Source organism: Acinetobacter sp. AS5 (genome assembly GCF_048957595.1).
Taxonomy (GTDB): Bacteria; Pseudomonadota; Gammaproteobacteria; order Pseudomonadales; family Moraxellaceae; genus Acinetobacter.
The window spans coordinates 1-1,022 of record NZ_JARDAL010000141.1; the positions used below are offsets into that span (position 1 = coordinate 1).

At 42.6% G+C, this 1,022-nt stretch carries 1 pseudogene; it reads left to right on the forward strand.

Annotated elements, in window-relative coordinates:
* Window positions 1-1,022, forward strand: a pseudogene (locus tag PV763_RS17630) (excinuclease ABC subunit A); the annotation flags it as partial.

Sequence of the window (1,022 nt, forward strand, 5' to 3'; positions counted from 1 at the left end):
GGTGCTTGTCCTACCTGTCATGGTTTAGGTCACATTTATGAAGTTACAGAATCGACAATGGTTCCTGACCCAACACTCAGTATTCGTGAGAGAGCTATCGCATCATGGCCACCTGCTTGGCACGGGCAAAACTTACGCGATATCCTAGTAACCCTAGGGTATGATGTTGATCGACCATGGAAAGATTTACCGCAATCGGATAGAGACTGGATTTTATTTACTGAAGAAACCCCAACAGTTCCTGTCTATGCTGGTTTAAGCCCCGCTGAGACTCAATCTGCACTTAAACGTAAACTAGAACCCAGCTATATGGGCACTTTCACTGGTGCTCGTCGCTATGTCCTTCATACTTTTGCTAATACCCAAAGTACGTTGATGAAAAAACGTGTTTCACGTTTTATGGAAGGAAAAATATGCCCTTCCTGTCATGGTAAACGCCTTAAACCAGAAGCCTTATCTATTACCTTTGCTGGAGTAGATATTGGTGAGTTTATGCAACTTTCTTTGGATAAGTTAACTTGCCTGCTTGAGCCCATTGTTCTTGGCAATTTCGACGCTCATGATGCTGGAGAAAAGACTAATAATAAAGTAACCCAACTTGATAGATCTGAACGAGCAACAACAGGTAGAGCAGTGCATTCTGTATCTCCAGATGTAAGACGTACGTCAGCACTTTCAGATGAAAAGAAAATTGCTGCGCAGCGTTTAGCAAATGGTGTGGTGGGGCGTTTAAATCAATTACGCCAGTTAGGTCTTGGTTATCTAACATTAGATAGAGCCACACCGACTCTTTCAGCGGGAGAGTTACAACGTTTGCGTTTAGCAACACAATTAAGTTCTATGCTATTTGGTGTAGTTTATGTACTGGATGAACCGTCTGCTGGATTACATCCTTCAGATAGTCAGTCATTATATGATTCTCTCGATAAATTAAGAGACGCTGGAAACTCCGTATTTGTTGTAGAGCATGATTTAGAGCTCATGCGTCGTGCTCAATGGTTAGTGGATGTTGGACCAGATGC